General features: G+C 64.1%; 13 protein-coding genes. 2 read left to right on the top strand and 11 right to left on the bottom strand.

Annotated elements, in window-relative coordinates; genetic code table 11:
* Nucleotides 1–27: 27 nt before the first annotated feature.
* Entirely contained in the window at nucleotides 28–1578 is a 1551-nt protein-coding gene (mmsA, locus tag ACSS7Z_RS12055) for a multiple monosaccharide ABC transporter ATP-binding protein (RefSeq protein ID WP_438255048.1), read from the top strand.
* A complete protein-coding gene (gene mmsB, locus ACSS7Z_RS12050) occupies nucleotides 1575–2798 on the top strand; it encodes a multiple monosaccharide ABC transporter permease (protein WP_438255047.1) in 1224 nt (407 codons plus the stop codon). The genes mmsA (ACSS7Z_RS12055) and mmsB (ACSS7Z_RS12050) overlap by 4 nt, the downstream gene beginning before the upstream one ends.
* A 72-nt stretch (nucleotides 2799–2870) precedes the next feature.
* On the opposite strand, the gene ACSS7Z_RS12045 is transcribed toward mmsB (ACSS7Z_RS12050), so the two are convergent.
* From ACSS7Z_RS12045 to ACSS7Z_RS11995, 11 genes are all read right to left on the bottom strand, one after another.
* A complete protein-coding gene (locus ACSS7Z_RS12045) occupies nucleotides 2871–3995 on the bottom strand; it encodes a substrate-binding domain-containing protein (RefSeq protein ID WP_438255046.1) in 1125 nt (374 codons plus the stop codon).
* A 39-nt stretch (nucleotides 3996–4034) separates the two neighbouring features.
* The gene (mmsB, locus tag ACSS7Z_RS12040) at nucleotides 4035–5390 is read right to left on the bottom strand and encodes a multiple monosaccharide ABC transporter permease (protein ID WP_438255044.1); all 1356 of its coding nucleotides are present in this window, start codon (nucleotides 5388–5390) and stop codon (nucleotides 4035–4037) included.
* Entirely contained in the window at nucleotides 5387–6937 is a 1551-nt protein-coding gene (gene mmsA, locus ACSS7Z_RS12035; protein WP_438255233.1) for a multiple monosaccharide ABC transporter ATP-binding protein, read from the bottom strand. Before mmsA (ACSS7Z_RS12035) ends, mmsB (ACSS7Z_RS12040) begins: the two co-directional genes overlap by 4 nt.
* 141 nt (nucleotides 6938–7078) lie before the next feature.
* On the bottom strand, nucleotides 7079–8092 hold the full coding sequence (locus ACSS7Z_RS12030; protein ID WP_438255042.1) for a LacI family DNA-binding transcriptional regulator: 1014 nt from the start codon (nucleotides 8090–8092) through the stop codon (nucleotides 7079–7081).
* Between the two features lie 143 nt (nucleotides 8093–8235).
* A complete protein-coding gene (locus ACSS7Z_RS12025) occupies nucleotides 8236–9171 on the bottom strand; it encodes a 4-(cytidine 5'-diphospho)-2-C-methyl-D-erythritol kinase (RefSeq protein ID WP_438255041.1) in 936 nt (311 codons plus the stop codon).
* Nucleotides 9172–9178: 7 nt separating this feature from the next.
* Nucleotides 9179–10246, bottom strand: coding sequence for an L-glyceraldehyde 3-phosphate reductase (mgrA, locus tag ACSS7Z_RS12020; RefSeq protein ID WP_438255039.1), 1068 nt, complete (start codon nucleotides 10244–10246; stop codon nucleotides 9179–9181).
* A gap of 9 nt (nucleotides 10247–10255) precedes the next feature.
* Complete coding sequence (gene rsmA / locus ACSS7Z_RS12015) at nucleotides 10256–11104, bottom strand: 16S rRNA (adenine(1518)-N(6)/adenine(1519)-N(6))-dimethyltransferase RsmA (RefSeq protein ID WP_438255037.1); 849 nt, start codon at nucleotides 11102–11104, stop codon at nucleotides 10256–10258.
* A gap of 142 nt (nucleotides 11105–11246) precedes the next feature.
* Nucleotides 11247–12143: a TatD family hydrolase gene (locus ACSS7Z_RS12010; RefSeq protein ID WP_438255036.1), complete on the bottom strand. Its 897-nt coding sequence runs from the start codon at nucleotides 12141–12143 to the stop codon at nucleotides 11247–11249.
* 21 nt (nucleotides 12144–12164) lie between these two features.
* Nucleotides 12165–13757 (bottom strand): methionine--tRNA ligase, encoded by a 1593-nt coding sequence (gene metG, locus ACSS7Z_RS12005; RefSeq protein ID WP_438255035.1) that lies wholly within the window; start codon nucleotides 13755–13757, stop codon nucleotides 12165–12167.
* Nucleotides 13758–13789: 32 nt separating this feature from the next.
* Nucleotides 13790–14434, bottom strand: a complete 645-nt coding sequence (locus tag ACSS7Z_RS12000; RefSeq protein WP_438255033.1) for a response regulator — start codon at nucleotides 14432–14434, stop codon at nucleotides 13790–13792.
* Nucleotides 14427–15629 carry a sensor histidine kinase gene (locus tag ACSS7Z_RS11995; RefSeq protein ID WP_438255031.1) on the bottom strand — a complete coding sequence of 401 codons (1203 nt, stop codon included), beginning with the start codon at nucleotides 15627–15629 and terminating at the stop codon, nucleotides 14427–14429. The genes ACSS7Z_RS12000 and ACSS7Z_RS11995 overlap by 8 nt, the downstream gene beginning before the upstream one ends.

Raw genomic sequence — 15629 nt, 5'->3', positions numbered from 1 at the left:
AACCACCGTCCAGATACAGGAGCAACGATGTCCGATGCCATCCTCAAGATGCGCAGCATCACCAAAAACTTCCCGGGTGTGAAAGTGCTCGACGACGTCACCCTGACTGTCAGACGCGGCGAGATTCATGCGATCTGCGGCGAGAACGGTGCAGGCAAGTCCACGTTGATGAAAGTGTTGTCGGGCGTGTACCCGCACAACACCTTCACCGGCTCGATCATCTTCGACGATGAGCCGCAGCAGTTCAGCGCGATCAAAGATTCCGAGCGTGCCGGGATCGTCATCATCCATCAGGAACTGGCGCTCGTGCCGCACCTGTCGATCGCCGAGAACATCTTCCTCGGCAATGAAGTCATCCAGCACGGTCTGATCGATTGGCACGAGGCGAACGCGCGCGCAACGACGCTGCTGGACAGGGTCGGTCTTCGAGAGAACCCGACCACACCGGTCGGACAGCTCGGGGTCGGCAAGCAGCAGCTCGTCGAGATCGCGAAGGCACTGACCAAGAAAGTCAGGCTTCTGATCCTCGACGAACCCACGGCAGCACTCAACGACGATGATTCTGAGCATCTGCTCCAGCTGCTTCGCGAACTGCGTGATCAGGGCATCACCTGCATCATCATCAGTCACAAGCTGGGCGAAATCGTTGCCGTCGCAGATTCGACCACCATCATCCGTGACGGCCAGACCATCGAAACCATCGACATGCACGGGCCGGATGCCACACAGGATCGCATCATCCGCGGCATGGTCGGTCGATCTCTGGATAGCCGATTCCCCGAGCGCACTGCGCAGATCGGCGAGGAGATCTTCCGAATCGAGAACTGGACGGTGCTGCACCCGACTCAGCTCGGGCGAGTTCTCGTCGACGATGCGTCGCTGTCAGTCCGCGCGGGTGAGATCGTCGGCATCGCCGGTCTCATGGGCGCGGGTCGCACAGAGTTCATGATGAGCGTCTTCGGTCGCAGCTACGGTCGCGACGCGAGGGGCAAGGTCTTCCTGCGCGGCAAGGAGATCTCCACCCGCACGGTGAAAGATGCCATCGCGAACCGGATCGCCTATGTCTCCGAGGACCGCAAGCAGTATGGGCTCAACCTGATCGCAGATATCAAGTCCAACGTCACATCTGCTGCGCTCGGAAAGCTGACCCGATCGGTGTTCATCGACGGCAACCGCGAGATCGAGGTCGCGGAGCAGTACCGTCGTGATCTGAACATCAAGTCCCCCACCGTCGCGCAGATCGTGGGCAACCTGTCGGGCGGGAACCAGCAGAAGGTGGTTCTGTCCAAGTGGTTGTACACCGACCCTGAAGTGCTCATCCTGGATGAACCCACCCGGGGCATCGACGTAGGTGCGAAGTTCGAGATCTACGAGATCATCGGGGCGCTGGCTGCCGCAGGGAAAGCCGTGATCCTCGTCTCCAGCGAACTGCCCGAGCTACTCGGTCTATCAGACCGCGTCTACTCACTCGCCTACGGGCGAATCACCGGAGAGCTCCCGGCTTCTGAAGCAACGCAGGAAGCTCTCATGTCACTCATGACGATCGAACCCTCTGCAACGAAGGAGCCTGCGGCATGAACAACGTGTTCACCGAGGTCAAAAGCCTACTGACCCACAACCTGCGAACATCGGGCATCTACATCGCCTTCGTCGTCATCATTCTGCTGTTCACCTTCCTCACCGGGGGGACACTGCTGAGCCCGGAGAACGTCACCAACATCGTGCTGCAGAACGCGCACATCCTGATAATGGCGCTCGGCATGATCCTGGTGATTGTCGGCGGACACATCGACCTCTCTGTCGGTTCCGTGCTGGCATTCGCTTCTGCGGTCTCCGCTGTGCTCGTCATCCGCATGGGGATGCCGTGGTGGGTCGGAGTCATCGCTGCGGTCGTCACCGGCATCATCGTCGGTGTCTGGCAGGGGTTCTGGGTCGCGTATGTGGGTATTCCCGCCTTCATCGTCACGCTCGCCGGCATGCTCCTCTTCCGAGGCTTGACCTGGATGGTGCTCGACAACGTCTCACTGTCGCCGTTCCCCGCCCAATACCGTGAGGTGGCAAGCGGATTCCTCGATGGGCTGCTGGGGGTCATCACGATCGGTGAGGGCACCGGCCTCAAGAGCGTGCCGCAGACGGTGGACGTGTTTACACTGCTCATCGGCGTACTCGCCGTGGCCGGGATGGTCGTCGCATCGGTGCGCAACCGCCGCACGCGGCAGGGGTACAACCAGGAGGTCGAGTCACCCCTACTGTTCGTGCTGAAACTCGTGGTGGTCTCGGCATTGCTCCTCGCCTTCTCCTGGGCGCTGGCCTACAACCGTGGCTTCCCGATCGTGCTCGTCATCGTGGCGGTGCTGATCCTGATCTATCAGGTCCTGGCGAATCGGACGGCCTTTGGGCGTCACGTATACGCAGTCGGCGGAAATCTTTCAGCGGCGCGTCTATCCGGCGTCAACGTCCGCAGCGTGAACTTCTGGATCTTCGTCAATATGGGCTTGCTCACCGGCGTCGCCGCGGCTGTGTTTTCATCCCGCTCGAACGGAGCGCAACCCGGTATGGGGAACATGTTCGAACTCGACGTGATCGCTGCCTGTTTCATCGGTGGCGCATCGACGATGGGCGGAGTCGGCCGTGTCGGCGGCGCGCTCGTAGGCGGGTTGGTGATGGCTGTCATGACCAACGGGATGCAGTTGATGGGCGTGCCGCAATCGACCCAACAGATCGTGAAGGGACTTGTGTTGCTTCTGGCCGTGGCCTTCGACATCTACAACAAGCGCCGCGCCGGCGCCGTTCGCTGAGTGCCGCGATCCTACGCAGCGAGCCGCCCGGGCGCCAGGCCCGGACGGCTCGCACGTCCCCAGCGGAAGTCGTTACTTGTACGACTCCACAATCTCCAGCAGGCTCGGCACGTTGGCGTACGCCTCAGCGGCGTTGTCCTTCGTGACGATCAGCGGCTCGAGCAGGTACGCCGGAACGATCTTCGCGCCGTTGTCGTACTGCTCGGTGTCGTTGACCTCGGCGTCTTCGCCCTTCTGGAGCTGGCCGACCATCTTGATGGCCTGCTCCACGAGAAGTGCCGTGTCCTTGTTGATCGTGGAGTACTGCACGCCCTCCATGATCGACTTCACCGATTCGACCTCGGAGTCCTGACCGGTGACGACCGGGACGTCCTTACCGGCCTGCTGCACCGCGGTGAGGATGGCGCGGGCGAGGGTGTCGTTCGGCGAGAGCACACCGTCGATCACGGTGTCGCCACCGTAGGTGGAGGTGATGAGCGTGTCCATGCGGTTCTGCGCGTTCTCCGCCAGCCAGCCCTCTGTGGCGGTCTGTCCGATATCGGTCTGACCGGATGCGACGACGAGAGTTCCATCATCGATCTTCGGCTGAAGCACGTCCATCGCCCCCTCGAAGAAGACCTTCGAGTTCGCATCGTCCGGCGAGCCGGAGAACAGCTCAATGTTGTACGGGGCTTCGTGGCCGGCGTTCGCGTCGAGGCCTTCCAGCAGGGCGTTGCCCTGGAGCTGGCCGACCTTGAAGTTATCGAAGGCGACGTAGTAGTCGACTGCTTCGGTGTTCTCGATCAGTCGGTCGTACGCGATCACCTTGACACCAGCGTCCTGGGCCGCCTGCACCTGGGTCGCCAGCTGCTTGCCGTCCTTCGCACCGATGATGATGACCTTCGCACCGCCGATGACCATCGCCTGGATCTGGTTCTGCTGCTCGGCGACGGTGTTGCTGGCCGGTGCGTACTGCACGTCCGCCGTGAAGCCGGCCTCTTCCAGCCCGTCCTTGAACAGCTGACCGGCCAGGACCCAGTTCTCACTGGTCTTGTCCGGAAGTGCGACGCCGATGGTCGCATCGGCTGCAAAACCGGTGGTCTCTTCGCCGCCGGTGTTCTCGTCCGTGCCGCCGCCGCGCTCGGCGCCGGCACAGCCGGTCAATGCCAGTGCACCTGTGACGACCAACGCTGTCGCCGCTACTGCGATTTTCTTCATGCGATCACTTTCTCTCAAGGGGTCGGGGAACGAACGCGCTCAGCGCGAGCTCGTCCCCTTCTTCCCGTTCGCGCCGTCGGCGACGGGGGTCTGCAGGGTCGAGGAGCCGAAATCATCTGTCCGGGCTCGACGACGGGTGAGGAATCCGATGATGGAGGGGCGTCCCTGCTGCTTGTTCCAGACATCGATTCCGACGGCGAGCAGCAGCACGAGTCCCTTGACCATCGAGACGACGTCGGCGGAGAGCCCGAGCAGCGCCATGCCGTTGTTGAGGAAGGCCATCACCAATCCACCGATGATCGATCCGATCACCGTGCCGATACCGCCGGATACGGCCGCACCGCCGATGAAGACCGCGGCGATCGCGTCGAGCTCCCACATGTTGCCGTCACCGGGACCGGAGGCCTGGGACCGGGCGACGAAGATCATTCCGGCGAGGGCTGCCAGCACCGACATGTTCATGATGACGAAGAAGTCGACCCAGCGGTCTTTCACGCCCGACAAGCGCGCCGCCTGACGGTTGCCGCCGACCGCGTAGATGTGGCGTCCGAAAATGGTGTTGCGGGTGATGAAGGTGTAGAGGATCACCAGTGCGAGCAGGATCAGCCCGGAGATCGGGAAGCTGGTGCCGGGGCGGCCGGTGGCGAACAGCCAGCCGGCGCCGAGGATGATCACCGAAAGAACGATGATCTTCGTCGCGATCACCCAGACCGGTGCTGTTTCCGAGCCCATTCGGCGCTGAATGCGACGGGTGCGCAACTCGTAGAAGATCACCCAGGCCACCGCGATCACCGCGAGAATCATGGTCGGCACGTTGAAGTTCATGCCGGGGATCGGAATCTCCGGCATGTATCCGGCTCCGATGACGACGAACTCCTTCGGCACCGGCACGGTCGTGGACTGGCCGATGAACTGGTTCGCACCGCGGAAGAACAGCATGCCCGCCAGGGTCACGATGAACGCCGGCACCCCGACATAGGCCACCCAGAACCCTTGCCACGCTCCCACCAGAGCGCCCACGACCAGACCCAGCACGATCGCCAGCGGCCACGGGAGGTTCCAGTCGGTCATGGACTTGGCCACGATGATTCCGACGAACGCCGCGACCGACCCCACGGAGAGGTCGATGTGGCCCATGATGATCACCATCACCATTCCGATCGCGAGGATCAGGATGAAGGAATACTGATTGATGACGTTGATGAGGTTGTTCGGCGAAAGCGTCGCCCCGTTGGGATTGCGCATCATCGTTACGACCTGGAAGAACAGGACGATCGCCACCAGGCTCCCGAGGATGCCGAACTGGCGCAGCGACGAGGTGCCGTTACCTCCCAGCATCTTTCTGATGTCGCCGAAGTGGAAGCCGCGCTTCTCGGTCTCAGTCGTCGTGCTCATGCCGTTGCCTTCTGGTTCGTGGAGGTCATGCTGCGCATGAGCGCCTCCGGAGTTGCCTGGTCCGCGTCGATGCAGTCGGTGACGCGTCCCTCAAAAATCGTGTAAATGCGGTCGGAGATGCCCATCAGCTCCGGCAGTTCACTGGAGATGACGATGACGCCTTTCCCCGCTGCGGCCAGCTCGTTGATGATCGAGTAGATCTCGTACTTCGCGCCGACGTCGATGCCGCGGGTCGGCTCATCGAGGATGAGCAGGTCGGGGTCGGTGAACATCCACTTCGCCAGCACCACCTTCTGCTGGTTTCCGCCGGAGAGCTTTGAGACGCCCTCATCAACCGTGGGCGTCTTGATGCGCAGCGTCTTGCGATAGCGCTCCGAGACCGCATACTCCTCGCGGTCGTCGACAACCCCTCGACGCGCGATCTTCGACAGCTTCGCCGAGACGATGGCCCGCTTGATGGTGTCCAGCAGGTTCAGGCCCAGAGCCTTGCGGTCTTCGCTGACGTAGGCGAGGCCGTGGCGGATAGCGGATGCCACGTCCGGGAGGACGATCTCCTCGCCGTCTTTGACGAGTGTGCCGCCCAGATATGTGCCGTAGGAGCGGCCGAAGATGCTCATCGCGAATTCCGTGCGCCCGGCGCCCATGAGGCCGGCGATGCCGACCACTTCGCCGCGGCGGACATTGATGCTGGAGCCCTTGACGACCATGCGCTCGGAGACCGTCGGATGCTGCACGACCCAGTCCTTGACCTCGAAGAAGACTTCACCGAGCTCCGGAGTGCGATCCGGATAGCGGCTTTCGAGAGAACGACCGACCATGCCGCGGATGATGCGGTCCTCGTTGATCTCACCACGACTGATGTCGAGCGTCTCGACTGTGCGGCCGTCGCGGATGATGGTGATCTCGTCGGCGATCTGCTCGATCTCGTTGAGCTTGTGGCTGATCATGATCGAGGCGATGCCCTTGGCCTTCAGCCCGAGAATCAGATCCAGCAGCTGCTGGGAGTCATTCTCGTTGAGCGCCGCGGTCGGCTCGTCGAGAATGAGCAGGCGGACGTCTTTGTTCAGCGCCTTTGCGATCTCGATCAGCTGCTGCTTGCCGACGCCGAGGTGCTTGACCGCGACGTCGGGGTCTTCGTCGAGTCCGACGCGTGCCAGCAGCTCGATCGCCCGTGTCTTGGCCGCACGCCAGTCGATCGTGCCGAAATGGGCGATCTCGTTGCCCAGGAAGATGTTCTCGGTGATCGACAGTTCGGGGATGAGCGCAAGCTCCTGGTGGATGATGGCGATGCCCGCCTGCTCACTGGCGGCGATGTCTTTGAAACGCTGCTCTTGCCCGTAGATCAGAATGTCGCCGTCATAGGTCCCGAACGGGTAGACCCCGCTCAACACCTTCATCAGGGTTGATTTGCCTGCGCCGTTCTCTCCGCAGATGGCGTGGATCTCGCCGGTCTTGACGGTGATCGAAACGTCGGACAGAGCCTTCACGCCCGGGAACTCCTTGGTGATGTTGCGCATCTCCAAGATCGGCCCGGCCACCGCTGGCATCGTTGCTGTGCTGCTCACGAATCATCCTCGATACTTGACGGCCCACCTCAATGTGACCGTTCACATGAGACACAATATTGCGCCTGCCGGACGCCGCTGTCAAGCAGAGATTGTTTCTGCCCGCCTATCGAGATGCGGTCGTTACCGAGAAATGCTGGAGGCGCGCACCCGAAGCTCCGGCACGATCGGCGAGAACTCCGGTACTGCCGTCCCCCGGATCTCCGCCAGCAGCATGGCCACAGCTCGCTTCCCGAGCGCCGCGAAATCCTGATGCACGGTGGTCAAGGGCGGCCAGACGTGGGCTGCGACAGGGATGTCGTCGAAGCCGACCACACTGATCTGGCCGGGCACATCGAAACCGGCATCCCGGAACCCGTGCATCAGCCCGATCGCCATGAGATCGTTGGCGGCGAACACCGCGGTGAAATCCGGCCGACGAGCGAGTTCGGTGCCGGCGAAGTAGCCGAAATCCGCCGTCCAGTCACCGCGGATGGGGGGAAATGTCGGCAGATCCGCCTCGCGCAGCGCTTCGAGATAGCCGCGCATGCGCGACTCCGCCTCGATCCAGTCCTGCGGACCTGCCAGATGCAGGATGTCGGTGTGTCCCAACGAAATCAAGTGCTCAGTGACCGCGCGCGCACCGGCGACCTGGTCCGCCGACAGTTCGAAGCCCGCGGCACCGGAGGCCGCCTGCAGACTCACGATCGGGACCCCGGCCGCCATCCCGCGCAGCACGTTGAACACCCGCACCTGTGGGGCCAGGGCGACAACACCGCTGACCTGTTCGCGAGCGAGTTGGCGAATTGCTTCACCGATCGCTTCCGGAGTCGTATCGGGAAGATTCACGGTGGTCACCGAATAGCCCTCCGCACGCGCAGCATCCTCGATGCCGGCGATCGACGCGGTGGGGCCGAATTCTCCGATGGTGGCCGACAGGACACCGATGGTGCGCGACTTGCTGGTGACCAGCGCGCGGGCGGCGAGGTTCGGCTTGTAGTCGAGTACCTCGATCGCGTCCTGCACGCGCTTCTTCGTCTCCGGCCGGATGCTGGGGTGCTCGTTCAGAACGCGCGAAACAGTCTGATGGGACACGCCTGCGAGGCGCGCGACGTCGCGAATGCTCGGGATCCGTGCACGTTCGCCAGAGGCTGCCATCGCATCGCCTCCTTCAGCGTGTGCACGGTCACATACGTCACCCATTATGTCCCTTTGCACGCGAAGCGCGCATCTCTGCGACGGTTTGCGGGACGATCGCGGTGAGCGACGCGCCGGGAGCCGGGGACGATCCGAGGACGATCTCAGGAAGCGATGATGCGTGCCCCGGGCACCGGACCGTGCACATGCAGGGCCGTGTATCCCAGCCCCTGCAGCGAGTTCTGCACGTATTGGGCAGCCTCGGGAGTCTCGCACAGCAGGGCGACGGTCGGCCCTGAGCCGGAAACGATTCCGCTGAGCGCGCCGGCGTTCAATCCCGCTTTGATCGTGTCATCCAGCGCCGGACGCTCCAGCAGCGCCGGAACCTCCAGATCGTTATGCAGACACGCGGCGAGCTCCCGCGGATCTCCGGAGCGCAGCGCCTGCAGCACGAGGACCGGGACGTCGAGAGACAGGGGCGGGTCATCGGCGAGAGCACCCGTCTCCTCACGATGCTCGTCGAGCCGTGCGTAGATCGTCGGAGTCGACAGCCCCTCATCGCTGGTGACCAGCACCCAGTCGAAGCGCCCGCGCGCGAGCGCCGGATTCAGCTGATCGCCACGCCCGGTGCCGACTGCCGTTCCGCCATGCAACGCGAATGGCACGTCTGCCCCCAGCCGTGCTGCGAGCTCGTGCAGGCGCTGGGGCGATAGCCCCGTCTCCCACAGTGCGTCGCACGCGACGAGGGCGGCCGCGGCATCCGCTGAGCCTCCGCCCATGCCGCCGGCGACCGGTACGCTCTTTCGCAGCTCCAGGTGCACACCGCCGGCGTATCCGGTGGCGGCGGCCAGGACCTTGGCCGCGCGCATGGCAAGGTTGCGGTCATCCACCGGCACCGTGCTCGGGTCGTCCAGCCCCGATACGCTCAACGAGAAGTCATCGGCCGGGTAGGCGATCACGTCTTCGTACAGCGATACCGCCTGAAAAACCGTGGCGAGGGCGTGGTAACCGTCATCGTGTCGGCCGCCGACCCCGAGGTACACGTTGATCTTGCCCGGGGCACGCACGTGCACCTGTGCGGGGACGGCGGCGAGTGTCATGATCGGCTCACAGTGTGGAGGACACAGCCCACAGATCGACGTCGATGCCGTCGGAGAGCGCATCGATGCGGGCGAGCTCGTCGGCAGTGAACGCCGGGCCCTTGACCGCGGCAATGTTCTCGTCGAGCTGCTCAGGGCGCGACGCGCCGATCAGCGCCGAGACGACCACCGGGTCGCGCAGGGTCCACTGCAGCGCCATCTGCGCCAGCGACTGGCCGCGCTCCTGGGCAATGCCATTGAGTCCGCGCAGAATCTCCAGGCCCTCGGGCGAGAGCGGCTTTTCCGAAATAGAACCGCGCTTCTGCGCACGATCTGCGGTGCCGTCACCGAGGTACTTGTCGGTGAGCAGTCCCTGGGCAAGCGGGGTGAAGGCGATGGCCCCCAGGCCCTCCGTACGCAGGGTGTCGTTGAGCTCGGCCTCGGTCCAGCGGTTGAGAATCGAGTACGAGGGCTGGTGGATCACCAGCGGAGTGCCGAGTTCACGGGCGGCCTCGACCGCACGAGCGGTGCGCTCAGCGCTGTACGAGGAGATTCCCACGTAGAGAGCCTTGCCCTGGCGCACGAGCGTGTCCAGCGCTCCGACGGTCTCTTCGATCGGGGTCACCGGGTCGACCCGGTGCGAGTAGAAGATGTCGACGTAGTCGAGGTTCATGCTCGTCAGCGACTGCTCGGCGCTCGCGATGAGGTACTTGCGGCTGCCGAAGTTGCCGTAGGGGCCGGGCCACATGTCCCAGCCGGCCTTCGACGAGATGATCAGCTCGTCGCGGTACGGGCGGAAGTCCTCGCTGAAGATCCGACCGAAGTTCTTCTCGGCGGAGCCGTACGGCGGGCCGTAGTTGTTGGCCAGGTCGAAGTGGGTGATGCCGCGGTCGAAGGCGTGGCGCAGCAGAGCGCGCTGGTTGTCCAGCGGGATGTTATCGCCGAAGTTCCACCACAAGCCCAGCGAGATCGGCGGCAGGTACAGGCCCGAGGTACCGACCTGACGGTACTCGAACTGCTCGTAGCGGTCGTCCTTCGCCACGTACGGGCGGTGGATCTCGGGAACGTTGGTGTGGAAGCGCGGAGATTCAGTCACGCCTCCAGATTAGCCGTGAAGCGCCTCAGCGATGCGCACGAAATCGTCGATGCTCAGTTGCTCTCCGCGCGCGGTGGGCGCGACACCGGCTTTTTCCAAAACTGCGGATGCCTCGGCCGCTGTGCCGCCCAGAACCGCCGCCAGTGCCTGTCGCAGCATTTTGCGACGCTGCTGGAAGGCGGCGTCGACAATGCGGAAGGTGGCCCGGCGGAGGTCTTCGTCACCGCGCACGTCGTCTGACCGCTCGAAGGCGACCAGGACGCTGTCGACGTTCGGAACCGGCCAGAACACCTGCCGTGACACGGTGCCGGCCAGACGCCATTTCCCGTACCAGGCAGCTTTGACGCTCGGGACGCCATAGATCTTGTTTCCGGGATTGGCAGCGACGCGTTCGCCGACCTCAGCCTGCACCATGACAACGCCGCGCTGGAGCTGCGGGAAGGTCTCCATGAAGTGCAGCAGCACCGGCACCGAGACGTTGTACGGCAGGTTCGCGACGAGCACTGTGGGGTCGCCAGGAAGCTCCGTCACGCTCAGGGCATCGGCGTCGACGACGGTGAGAGCATCCGCGGGTACGCCGTGAGCTGCCACTGTTTCCGGGAGCCGCGCCGCCAGTCGGTGGTCGATTTCGACCGCGGTGACGGATGCTCCGGTCTCGAGAATCGCGAGCGTCAACGATCCGAGCCCCGGGCCGACTTCGACAACCCGCTCGCCCGCCTGCACGCCGCCCACCTGCACGATCTTGCGCACGGTGTTGGCATCGACGACGAAGTTCTGCCCCAGCTTCTTGGTCGGAGTGACATCGAGCTCAGCGGCGAGGCGGCGGATCTCGGTGGCGCCGAGCAGTGTGACAGTCATCCTGCCATTCTCCCCCATGCTGTGCGCCGACCCTGCGGGTACACCTGTCGGTCGAAAATCACGGGAGTCGGTCGAATCGAGGGGTCTCTGCATACAGGTGTAGAAATCAACCGACATCTGTACCGAGTTTGAGCGCGAAAACTCAGTCGGTGAAGGAGCCGTAGACCGCGAGGGTGTTCGCGGCAATTCGAGTGGCCAGTTCGTCGACGTCGAGCGCGAGCTCGGATGCCATGAACCGCAGCGTGTGCGCGATCAGGTACGGGGCGTTCGGACGGCCGCGCAGCGGCACCGGGGTCAGGAACGGCGCATCCGTCTCGATCAGGATCCGATCGATCGGGGTGACCTTGAGCGCATCGCGCAGGTTCTGCGCGTTCTTGAAGGTGAGGTTGCCGGCGAAGGACAGGTAGTACCCGGCATCCGCGCAGATCTTCGCCATCGCGTCATCGCCGGAGAAGCAGTGAAACACGGTCGTCTGCGGGGCCCCGACTCGAGCCAGGGTTTCGAGCACCGCATCGTGGGCATCCCGGTCGTGGATCTGCATCGCGATGCCGTGCTTCTTCGCGAGCGCGATGTGGGCTTCGAAGCTCTCGAACTGGGGCGCGTGACGATCGGCTTCGGTGCGGAAGAAGTCCAGGCCGGTCTCGCCGATGGCCCGCACACGGGGATGTGCTGCCAGCTCATCGATCACGCTGATCGCATGGTCGAGCTGGCCGGCTTCGGCGTATACCGGCGCGTCGTTCGGGTGGATCGCGATGGCCGCGAGCACGCGCGGGTCGGATGCCGCGGCATCCACCGCCCAGCGCGAAGACTCGATATCGCCGGATGCCTGAACTACGCCCATGACGCCGACTGCCTGTGCGCGATCAAGCTGCTCAGTCAGACTGAGCGGTTCGACTCCGTCCGTGATCTCCAAATGCGCATGGTTGTCGTACACACCCACGGTGAGCGCCTCCGGCGCCGCCGGATACCTGAGATCCTTGCGCCCTCCAGGCTCGCGAGACTTCACGTATGTCACTACTTCGGGCACTTTTGCAGACATAGGTGAAGTTTCGCGGGGTGGTTATGGGGTGGACTCTACGCGGGGGAACAAGGGAGCCAAGGTCTCGACCTTGGTTCCGGGGGTGAGTTGGCCCCAGGTACCGGCCTCTCGGACGGGCTGCTGCTGAAGAGCGCCCAGGCGCTCAGTGGCGCCGAGCGCCGACCAGAGCTTCTCGGTCGATTGCGGCATCACCGGCGACAGCAGCACGCTGAGCGCTCGCAGGCCCTCGGCACAGGTGTACAGCACTGTGCCCAGGCGTCCGCGCTGATCCTCATCACGGGCGAGCGCCCACGGCTCGTTCTCGGTGATGTAGCCGTTCAGGGCGTCGACGATCGTCCAGATGGAGTGGATCGCCTCGTCGATGCGGAACTGCTCGATAGCTGCGTCAGCTGCGGTAGCGGCGTCCGCCACGATCTTCTGGATCGCGAGGTCCTGCTCGGTGTACTCGGCGGCTTCGGGCACGATGCCCCCGAAGTACTTCTCGATCATCGCGACCGTGCGCGAGGCGAGGTTGCCGAAGCCGTTGGCGAGCTCTGCTTGATATCGAGCCGCGAGGTCTTCCCAGCTGAACGAGCCGTCCTGGCCGAACGCGATCGCGGAGAGGAAGTAGTAGCGGTACGCGTCGGAGCCGAAGACGTCGGTGATCTCCGTCGGTGCGATGCCGGTGAGCTTCGACTTGGACATCTTCTCTCCGCCGACCAGCAGCCAGCCGTGCGCGAAGACGCCCTTGGGCACCTCGACGCCGGCCGCCATCAGCAGCGCTGGCCAGATCACAGCGTGGAAGCGCAGGATGTCCTTGCCGACCACGTGATAGGCAGGCCAGCGGCGCTCGAACAGCGCCTCGGCCTCAGTTCCAGAAGCAGCGCCGTACCCGACGGCGGTGGCGTAGTTCAGCAGCGCGTCTACCCACACGTAGATGACGTGCGACTCGTCCCAGGGCAGCGGGATGCCCCAGTCGAAGGTGGAGCGGGAGATGGAGAGATCCTTCAGCCCCTGACTGACGAACGAGATGACCTCGTTGCGAGCCGAATGCGGGCGGACGAAATCAGGTTCGGTCTTGTACAGCTCGAGCAGTCGATCCTGGAACTCGCTGAGCTTGAAGAAATAGTTCTTCTCCTGCAGCAGCTCCAGCGGCTTGGAGTGGATCGCACAGACCTTCAGCCCCTCGAAGGGACCGGTGCCGTCGACGATCTCGCTGTCGGGCTTGAACTCCTCACAGCCGACGCAGTAGAGCGCCTCATACTCGCCGGCGTAGATGTACCCCGAGTCGTAGAGCCGCTGGAAGAACACCTGCACGTTGCGCTCATGCCGCTCCTGCGTGGTGCGGATGAAGTCGTCATTGGCGACGTCGAGCGTCTCCAGCAGCGGAAACCAGCTCTCCGTGACGAGTTTGTCGACCCACTGCTGAGGGGTGACGTTGTTCGCCGCGGCGGCACGAAGCATCTTCTGACCGTGCTCGTCGGTTCCGGTGAGCATCCAGGTGTCATCACCCGACTGGCGGTGCCAGCGCGCGAGCGTGTCGACCGCCACCGACGTGTACCCGTGGCCGATGTGGGGCACATCGGAGGGGTAGTAGATGGGCGTGGTGATATAGAAAGATTCGCCTGCGGGCATGCTCTCGATTCTAGGCCGGATCGACTGGGTGGTTACGTCGTATGGCGGCCGAGCTGCCCCAGCAGCACACGGGTGGATGCCCCGGTCTTGTCGTAGAGCGCGCCGACATGCGTCTTGACCGTGGTGATACCGATGTGCAGGCGGTCGGCGATCTGCTGATTCGTCAGCCCAACGGAGACCAGAGCGAGCACCTCGCTCTCGCGCGGGGTGAGATCGGGAAGTGGTGCTGCGGGCGCCGACTGCTGGTCGCTCCGCCGATTCAGCTGCGCGATGAGTCCGCCCGCGATCGCAGGATCGATGACATGACGGTCCGCGGCGACATGGTGCACGGACTGGATCAACTCCGCGCCGCGGGTCGTCTTCAGCAAATAGCCGTGCGCGCCGGCTGCCAGCGCAGCGGCGATGAGGTCGTCGGAATCAAAGGTGGTGAGCATCAGCACTCGTGTTCGGGTCGCGGCGGTGATCCGCTCCGTCGCCCAGATACCGTCGGTCCCCGGCATCCTCAGGTCCACGAGTGCGACGTCGGGTTGCTCGCGCAGGCACAGGTCGACGGCATCGAAGCCGTTCTCTGCCTCACCGACGATCTCGATACCCGGGTCCACCTGCAAGATGGCCGCGACACCCCTGCGGACTGCTTCATGGTCGTCGACGATGACAACGCGGATGCCGTCAGCCATATTGCTCCTCCTTCAGGGCAAGGCCCGCCCTCCAGCATCCGTCCCCCGTCGGCGCGGATTCGACACTCGCACCGATGCCGCCCAGCAGCAGGGTCGCACCCGAGATGCCGATGCCGGAGCCGGCGATGGCGGTGCGGGATGCACCCGGCGAGGCGATGCGGTTCTCGATCTGCACAGTGACCGGTCCGGACTCTCCCGCTCGCGTGCGCAGCACGATGTCGCCCTCGCCGTGTTTGACCGCGTTCACCACGAGTTCGTGGATGGCGCGCATCGCAACTCCGGCTGATCGCGGCGTTGCGGTCAGCGCGACGTCGAGGTCGGCGCCTTCGCGCACGAGAGTGCGGCCGATAGGCACAAGGTCGTCGATGTGCTGGATGCTGAGCGGCGCGGTCTCGTCGGCGAGGTCGTCGACCGTGGTGAGCACGGCGATGAGGCGGCGCAGCTGGCGGTGCGCCTCGTCGGTGCCGTGGGCTGCCTGTGTGAGGCTCTCCTCCGCCTCAGCAGATATCTCGGTCATCTGTCCCAAACGCAGCCGCGCAGCTTCGATATTGAGCCCTGCGACGGCGATCTGGTTGGCGACGAGGTCGTGCAGATCGTGGGCGATCTTCTGCCGCAGCTGCTGCGTGGCCTGCCGATGCTCCGCGCTCATCACCGTGCGGGTGCGTTGTCGTTCGCTGCGCACGTTCCAGCCCCACAGCGCACCGATCAGCACAATGAGCGCCCATTGGAGAACGACCGTGACGACCTGCACCGAGACCCCGGGCCAGAACAGGAGGGTCAGCGCCGTCGCCGCGATCGTCCCGACGATGGTCGCCAGCAGGGTCCGCACGCCACGATCGCCGCCGTAGCGGAAGGCGCAGTAGACGAAATCGGCGAACAGCAGCACGACCCCGAGACTGCCGCCGAGGAAGAAGTCGAACGCAGCGAGTGGCGTGCCGAGCACCAGGACGAGGAACGGGCGGGATGAGCGCAGGACCGCCAGCGCCGACATGAGGATCAACAGCAGCAGAAAGCCACTCCCTGTGCTCCACGGCCCCATCGCCGGGAAAGACAGAAGAGCCGCCCAGATACCGTACCCGCCGAACTGCAGCAGCAGGAGACCCAGCACCAGGTACGCGACGGCGACAATCATGTCGCGGGTACGAGGCCGGGCATTCACCTGATGAATGCCCCAGGCAAGGCGCGACCACAGCAT

Origin of the sequence: Microbacterium wangyouchuni (assembly GCF_051546305.1) — a bacterium.
In the GTDB taxonomy this organism is placed as follows: domain Bacteria; phylum Actinomycetota; class Actinomycetes; order Actinomycetales; family Microbacteriaceae; genus Microbacterium.
This window is presented reverse-complemented; position numbering and strand designations above follow the sequence as displayed.

Excerpts from the sequence above, each read along its gene's own strand:
- mmsA (WP_438255048.1), top strand. The coding sequence starts at position 28 with ATGTCCGATGCCATCCTCAAGATGCGCAGCATCACCAAAAACTTCCCG.
- mmsB (WP_438255044.1), bottom strand. The coding sequence starts at position 5,390 with ATGAGCACGACGACTGAGACCGAGAAGCGCGGCTTCCACTTCGGCGAC.
- mmsA (WP_438255233.1), bottom strand. The coding sequence starts at position 6,937 with ATGCCAGCGGTGGCCGGGCCGATCTTGGAGATGCGCAACATCACCAAG.
- ACSS7Z_RS12045 (WP_438255046.1), bottom strand. The coding sequence starts at position 3,995 with ATGAAGAAAATCGCAGTAGCGGCGACAGCGTTGGTCGTCACAGGTGCA.
- ACSS7Z_RS12000 (WP_438255033.1), bottom strand. The coding sequence starts at position 14,434 with ATGGCTGACGGCATCCGCGTTGTCATCGTCGACGACCATGAAGCAGTC.
- ACSS7Z_RS12025 (WP_438255041.1), bottom strand. The coding sequence starts at position 9,171 with ATGACACTCGCCGCCGTCCCCGCACAGGTGCACGTGCGTGCCCCGGGC.
- rsmA (WP_438255037.1), bottom strand. The coding sequence starts at position 11,104 with ATGACTGTCACACTGCTCGGCGCCACCGAGATCCGCCGCCTCGCCGCT.
- ACSS7Z_RS12030 (WP_438255042.1), bottom strand. The coding sequence starts at position 8,092 with ATGGCAGCCTCTGGCGAACGTGCACGGATCCCGAGCATTCGCGACGTC.
- mmsB (WP_438255047.1), top strand. The coding sequence starts at position 1,575 with ATGAACAACGTGTTCACCGAGGTCAAAAGCCTACTGACCCACAACCTG.
- ACSS7Z_RS12010 (WP_438255036.1), bottom strand. The coding sequence starts at position 12,143 with ATGTCTGCAAAAGTGCCCGAAGTAGTGACATACGTGAAGTCTCGCGAG.
- metG (WP_438255035.1), bottom strand. The coding sequence starts at position 13,757 with ATGCCCGCAGGCGAATCTTTCTATATCACCACGCCCATCTACTACCCC.
- ACSS7Z_RS11995 (WP_438255031.1), bottom strand. The coding sequence starts at position 15,629 with ATGCTGTGGTCGCGCCTTGCCTGGGGCATTCATCAGGTGAATGCCCGG.